This window comes from Kaarinaea lacus, assembly GCF_975902315.1.
Genome location: NZ_CDLKIE010000456.1, coordinates 1 through 5267 on the forward strand (window position 1 = coordinate 1; position 5267 = coordinate 5267).

At 48.7% G+C, this 5267-nt stretch carries 2 protein-coding genes; one reads left to right on the forward strand and one right to left on the reverse strand.

What is annotated here, in order from left to right:
• Positions 1 to 1441: methyl-accepting chemotaxis protein (locus ACWVCM_RS14135; protein WP_455202407.1), on the forward strand; the 1441-nt coding region annotated here is incomplete at its 5' end.
• Positions 1442 to 1489: 48 nt separating this feature from the next.
• Here the strand turns inward: ACWVCM_RS14135 and smc are convergent.
• Positions 1490 to 4999 carry a chromosome segregation protein SMC gene (gene smc / locus ACWVCM_RS14140; RefSeq protein ID WP_455202408.1) on the reverse strand — a complete coding sequence of 1170 codons (3510 nt, stop codon included), beginning with the start codon at positions 4997 to 4999 and terminating at the stop codon, positions 1490 to 1492.
• Positions 5000 to 5267: the final 268 nt, after the last annotated feature.

Genomic DNA, 5267 nt, shown 5'->3' on the forward strand with positions numbered 1-5267 from the left:
ACTAACCTACGCCCTGGATTCAAAAGCCGATGCGTTTGGGGAACTCATGGCGCAAACAGCACCTGATTTAATCCTGAGTGCAGACTTCACGGCATTGGAATACTACCGGGACAAGGTAACGCTGGACGATGACATTGTTTATGCCACTTATCTAAACCCTGATGGCAAGCCAATGACCGAGTTTACACCACCTGACGAAGAAGAAAATATTGCTGAAAAACGTTATCCCATCAATTTCGACGGTGATGTGTTGGGATATGTTGTAATTGGTCTGTCACAGAGTAATCTCAATAACCAGATCACCCTAAGCGACCAACGCATTAAAGCCACAATAGATCATCTCACCAAAACCGGTGAAAAATCAGTAAATCGTTTCAGCGTGATACTGGTGTCGGTCATTATTGCCGCCATGGCATTCATTTCCATTGGTATGTTTCTGCTGTTTCACTTCATTGTCGCAAAGCGGCTTAAAGCCACCTACAAAGCCACCGCAAACAGCGGCGACCTGACTATTCAGCTTCCTGACAATGAAGAAGATGAAATTGGACAATTACGTAAATCTTTTAACCGCTATATTGGCGAACTACGCGACACAATAAAAATGCTCGCCGATGACGTAACCACCCTCTCGAAAGTCACATCTGAATTAAAAAGCTCCAGCGATGAACAAACTGAGAACGCCAACATCCAGGTCAAAGAAAGTATTTATGTATCCGACGCCATGAACGAAATGACGGCGTCAGCGCGGGAAGTTGCCAACATCACAGGTGGTGCCGCCAATGCAGCGCAGGATGCCGACACTGCTGCGCACAATGGCAAGCAAGTGGTGAGCAAAACGGTAGAATCCATTAACACCCTCGCAGAAGAAGTTGAAAACACAGCAAACGTCGTTACTGCATTACAATCAAATTCTGAAAACATTGGATCAGTACTGGATGTTATTCGAAGCGTTGCTGATCAAACCAACCTGCTGGCACTCAATGCAGCGATTGAAGCGGCCAGAGCAGGTGAACAGGGCAGAGGATTTGCCGTGGTTGCTGATGAAGTACGTACATTGGCCAGTCGCACCCAGGAATCCACCGAAGAAATTCAGCAAATAATTCTTCAGCTGCAGAATGACTCAGTGCACGCAGTGAAAGCAATGGAAAAAGGTCGAGCACAAGCTCAGGCCAGTGTCGCCCAGGCCGCGACAGCCGGCAATTCACTGGATGAAATCACCCAGTCCGTGACGACCATCAGGGATATGAATTCACAAATTGCCAGTGCCGCAGAGGAACAGACTGCACGTGCAGAGGAAGTGAAGCGCAATGTTGAAAAGATCAATGAAGTGACCGAACTTTCATCCAGAATTACGGAACGCACTTCAAGTGCGAGCGAACATTTGTCAAAAGTGGTTACGCGACTGGAAAGTATAATTGGTAAATTCAGGCTATCGGCATAACTGGTTGCGGTGTAATTAACGGGGTGTTCGTTTCACAAGCTGAACGAACTACACAGCCACCAGTTCAACCGCCTCGCCAACATCTACTGCAACCAGGCGTGAAACGCCAGGCTCGTGCATGGTGACACCATTGAGCTGATTCGTCATTTCCATCGTGATCTTGTTATGCGTAATGACGATGAACTGCACCTTTTCGGACATTTCTTTGACCATATTGCAGAATCGCCCAACATTGGCGTCATCCAGTGGCGCATCGACCTCATCCAGCATACAGAAAGGTGCGGGATTCAACTGGAATATGGAAAACACCAGGGCTACGGCAGTTAACGCTTTTTCTCCACCCGACAACAGGTGAATAGTACTGTTTCGTTTACCGGGTGGACGCGCCATGACGGAAACGCCGGTATCCAGCAGGTCTTCGCCGGTCAGCTCAAGATAAGCATGACCACCACCAAACAGACGAGGGAAATTTGCTTTTAAACCGGAATTAACCTTGTCGTAGGTTTCCTTGAAACGGGTACGCGTTTCCTTGTCAATTTTACGAATCGCGTTCTCCAGGGTCTCCAGCGCTTCAACCAGGTCTTCATGTTGCTTGTCGAGGTACTCCTTGCGCTCGGACTGTTGTTTATATTCATCGATAGCCGCCAGGTTGATGGGGCCTAAACGGGAAATACGACGCTCCATTGCCGCTACACGTTCCGCCCACTCTTCTTCAACAGCCTCTTCGGGCATCTCTTCCAGAAGTTGTGGCAACTGGAATCCGGAATCCTGTAATGACTCTTCATGCGTTTGACGTCGCACCTTGATTTCCTGCCAGGCCATACGCAATTGATCCATTTCACTGCGTATCGATTCACTGCTTTGCTCAACCGTATGACGTTGCGTAGAATTCTCACGCATCGCATGATCCAGCTCTTCAACTTTATGTCGGGCTTCGGATAAGCGTGATTCAACTTCGACACGCTGGTTAAGGAATTGCTCCAGTTCCTCTGCCATGAGCTTCATGGGCTCTTCACCGTCTGCCAGCGCCTGGTCCAGCTCGGTTTTACGCTGATTTAATTGTTCGAGCTGACTGTCCATGCGTTCGCGATTCTGATTGATGGCAGCTATTTCGGTACGTGCCGCTTCCACTTTTAAGGCAATTTCGTGGGCGGCATCGCGATCATTACGCGCCGTAGTACGAACATCATCAAGTGTTGTCTGCAACTGGTCACGTTGTTGTTGCAGGGATTCCCGACGCTCTGCAAGTGTTTCCATTTCCCGAATGGCCTGATCCAGGCGCTGACGCGACTCAAGCGTACCCTGTTCCGCTTGTGATATTTGTTCCTGGTGTTCGATGATTTCCTTTTCAATAGCCTGATCACGCTCACGCATTTGTTCTATGCGCGACCGTTTCGCAGCAATGCGCGCTTCCAGCTCGGCATGTTGACGATTCAGTGTCTGGAATTCAGATTGCGTCTGGTCACGTTGAGCTTCTTTTTCTTTTAAAGAAGCTCTCGCTGCTTCAATCTCTCTATCAAGACCGGTAATTCCCTCGGTCAGCGACTCGATATCGTCGCTCAGTTGTTGCATATCTTTTTCACGCTGCAGCACGCTGGATTGTTCATCAACGTCTTTGGAAAATCTAATCCAGCTACTCCCTAACCAGAATCCATCGCGAGTCACCACGGATTCTGATGCAGACAGGTTGTTTCGCAACGCTAACGCAGCGGCAAGATCATCAACGCAATACACGCCGGCAAGTAATGAATCCAGTTTCCAGGGAGTCGAAATTTTGGAGAGCAATCGATCGGCTTTAGCTGGCGTATCATCACTGGTTGTAGCGCTTGTTTCAAAAACGGTGATGGCACCATGCTGCAAACTGGATAACATGTTGGCAACGGGATCTACCTGGTCCACACAGACTGCTTCCAGGTAATTCCCTAATGCACATTCAACGGCACGTTCCCAACCAGATTCTACGGTTAAATTTTCTGCCAGGCGCCTGGCATCGGCCAGACCATGTCCTTCCAGCCACTCAACAACATCTGATTCCTGTTTGCCCAGCGCAGCCTGTTGCAGGGCTTCCAATGAAGCATAGCGTCCTTTACTGGTTTGCAACTCGCTACGCCTGGCATTCAATTCGCCGTCATATTCCTGTACTGAGTCTCTCAAATCTGCAATGTCAGATTGTTGCTGCTCAATACCCTGTTGCATTTCATTACATTGCTGTTTGAGGTGTTGCTCTTCACTCACTAATCCATCAATTTCATTCTGCAGATGATCATAATGCAAACCCTGCTTTTCGCTGTTCAACTTGTCCAGCTGTTGTTGGTGTTGAATGATCCGCTCATCAAGATGATTCAGTCGAGTGCGTTCCACTTCGGCATTTTGCGCAGGGATTGCGGCGTTTTCATTAAACGTCTCCCAGTCCTGTTGCCACTGTCGCATTGCCGTCTCCGCCTCAGACAACTGTTCCGAAGACCTGGCTTCAACTTCTCGTGCGTTAGCCAATACGGGTTCGTTTTCTTCCAGGAACTCTGTTAGCTGCACTTTTTTGCGTTGATCCGCATCCAGGTGAGCTTGTGATTCAATTAGCGAGCGTTCGGTTTGCTTTAAATCATCCTGCTGTTGCTGGCGGCGTTCCTTGGCGTGCTGGATCGATTGTTCAATACGGGCGATGTCAGCACCAATACTGTAATACTGTGCCTGAACTTCATTAAAATGCTCCGTGGCCTCTACATGCTGGTCGCGCATTTTCTCCAGTTCAGCTTCCAGATGCCGTAAGTCAGCCATTGCGGATTCATATTTGGTTTCCTGCTCATTGATGAGCACATCTTTTTGCTTAATTTGTTCACTAAGCTGTTGCCAGCGCAATGCGGTTAACTGGGCTTTTAACAGGCGCTCTTCTTCTTTGAATACTTTATATTTTTCTGCGGTTTTGGACTGGCGGTTCAGTTTATCCAGTTGCTTACCCAGTTCTTCACGTAGATCGGTCAAGCGATCGAGATTTTCCCGGGTGTGGCGAATACGGTTTTCTGTTTCCTTGCGCCGTTCCTTATATTTGGAAATACCGGCGGCTTCCTCGAGAAAAATACGCAGATCTTCAGGCTTGGCTTCGATCAGCCTGGAAATCATGCCTTGCTCAATGATGGAATAGCTTCGTGGCCCCAGACCGGTTCCCAGGAATATATCGGTAATATCGCGCCGGCGACAACGAGTGCCATTCTGGAAGTACTGGGATTGACCATCGCGGGTGACCAGGCGCTTGATCGAAATTTCACTGTATTGGGCATATTGGCCACCAAGCGTGCCATCACTGTTATCAAACACCAGTTCGATGGACGCCTGTCCAACAGGTTTGCGGGCACTGGAGCCATTGAAAATAACGTCAGCCATGGAGTCGCCGCGCAGATTTTTTGCAGAGGACTCGCCCATTACCCACCGCACCGCATCAATCACGTTGGACTTGCCGCAGCCATTAGGACCGACAATTCCGATGAGATTTGAGGGTAATGGAATGGACGTAGGGTCGACGAAGGACTTGAAGCCCGCTAGTTTAATTTTACTCAGACGCATGGACCGCAACGATACAAGATGCAAGGGGCTGGACACAAGCTGAATGAGAGAATTTTCAGCATTTTTAAGCTAAATACGTGAAATCCCACGTAGTAATCCTTGCCAGCCGCTACCCGCTTCTTGTATCTTGCCTTGGATGTCGACTAAACCCAGTAAAAATTTGGAAATTTTCGATAATCCGGTTCCTGAGCGAGACTACACTATCCGTATCGACGTGCCGGAATTTACCTGTCTGTGTCCCAAGACAGGCCAGCCGGATTTCGCCACC

Coding starts and splice junctions, on each gene's coding strand:
- smc (WP_455202408.1), bottom strand. CDS start 4,999: ATGCGTCTGAGTAAAATTAAACTAGCGGGCTTCAAGTCCTTCGTCGAC.